Origin of the sequence: Thalassotalea sp. G20_0, assembly GCF_017744175.1 — a bacterium.
Classification (GTDB): domain Bacteria; phylum Pseudomonadota; class Gammaproteobacteria; order Pseudomonadales; family Endozoicomonadaceae; genus Endozoicomonas.
In genome coordinates, this window is record NZ_JAGHQV010000171.1 from 1 (window position 1) to 1,833 (window position 1,833).

The following is a 1,833-nucleotide window of genomic DNA, read 5'->3' on the forward strand; positions in this document are numbered from 1 at the left end:
TTTCTTCAAATAACAAAAAATTCTTCAAGAAATACGAGGGCTATATTTCTTCGCACGATCACGAAAGAGCCGACGATCAAATATTGGCTAATATTGCAGCAAAAATCAGAGCACACGCATAACAAGCAGCAATTCCCACAATACCCATAAGCCCTTATCTACCATAGCTCAGGGACTTGAAATTTAATCACAGAACCGCAATCTTAAAGTACTTCTGGTAACCAATTGGTTGCAGCATGCCAGTTTCCAGCAAACGCTCCGTGGCACAGGAGCTTCTTGATCTCGTGTTTGAAAAGGTTCAGGAAATCCCTGATCCCCGATCATCCAAAGGGCGGTCCGGTAAAATCACCCTTCCTGATACCATCATGTACGCTTTGGCCGTCTTTCACCTGAAACACCCATCGTTGCTCAGCTCTGATGACAAACGACAACAGCCGACCGTTCAGGACAATGCCAAAAATTTATATCACGTTGAACACATACCTTGCGACAGCTACGTCAGAGCCGTCATTGATCAGGTTCCGACAGAACACTTCCGGTCACTGTTCACCTCTTGCTTTACCTATTTCCAGAGACGCGGCTGGCTAAAGCGATATGAATATTTCAAAGAAGGGTATCTGGCTCCGGTTGACGCAACCCAAACATTTTCATCCAAAAAAATTCACTGCAAGAATTGCTGCATCAAGAACGCAGAGGACCCCAAAAAGCCAACGGTCTACTACCATCAGCTGTCAGCGATCTGTCTGGTCAAGCCCGGCAAGAAAACCGTCATGCCACTCATGCCGGAGCCTATTACCCAGCAGATAGATGCATCGAAAAATGATTGTGAAGTCCGGGCTCTTGAGCGCATCCTGGCCGACCTTTCCCGTGAGCATTATCACTTAAAACTGATCATGAACTTTGATGATCTTTATTCCAAAGGCCCTACCATCAAACGGGTTCTTTCTAATGGGCATCATTTTATTGCGGTCGCCAAGGATAGTGACCACGCAGCCCTGATTGAAGCCGTTGATGATATGGATCGACAGGGAAAGGTTCATCGCTTCACGTATACCGATAAAAAAGGTCATCGACATTGGTTTCTCTACGCCAATGATGTGCCGCTCAATAAGTCCCACCCTGATCTGCTGGTTAATTTTCTTGATTACATGGAGTTTGATCCTAAAGGAAACCGAATTTACCAAAACAGCTGGGCGACCAGCCTGACTCTTTACAACCATCTGTACTGCATGAAAGTCATGCGTGGAGGACGCGCCAAGTGGTCTATAGAGAATGAGACGTTTAATACACTGAAGAACCTCGGCTACAGCCTCGAACACAACTATGGCCATGGTGAGGAGAATCTGTCGAGCAACTTTGCCTGCCTGATGTTTCTCGCCTTTCTTATTGATCAAATAGTGGAGCTTTCCGACCCGTTGTTCAACGAGGCCTTACAGGCTAACAAGCGAAAGAAAAGGCTTTGGGAAGCGCAACGGAATTTTTTTGAAATTTTTGTCATCAGTTCCTGGCTACTGTTTATGAAGGGACTGGTTTTACAGGGAGTGCCTGAGCCGCGAAGGACAGGCAAACGAGTGAAGCCCAAAGATCAACAAATAAGGAAGAAAGTGAGTATCCAAAGCCTGTTTCCTGATACCTCATAAACGACAATGGGGGGTGCTGTAGCCTGCGTTCGCTAATAGAGTCATTTTAAAGCAGTGACTTCATGGTCATTGCATGGGGGGATTGTGCTTAAAATTATCAATTGATATTGGGGGGGGCACATTGTCATTGAGGGAATTGCTGGACGATGGTTACTGCGCTTCCAAGAAAAAGCACTTCTATGGCTTTCAGGGG

General features: G+C 45.9%; 1 protein-coding gene. It reads left to right on the top strand.

Going from position 1 to position 1,833, the window contains the following annotated elements:
• Positions 1 to 236: 236 nt before the first annotated feature.
• Positions 237 to 1,640 carry a hypothetical protein gene (locus J7438_RS25295; RefSeq protein WP_209278816.1) on the top strand — a complete coding sequence of 468 codons (1,404 nt, stop codon included), beginning with the start codon at positions 237 to 239 and terminating at the stop codon, positions 1,638 to 1,640.
• The last annotated feature ends 193 nt before the right edge of the window (positions 1,641 to 1,833 follow it).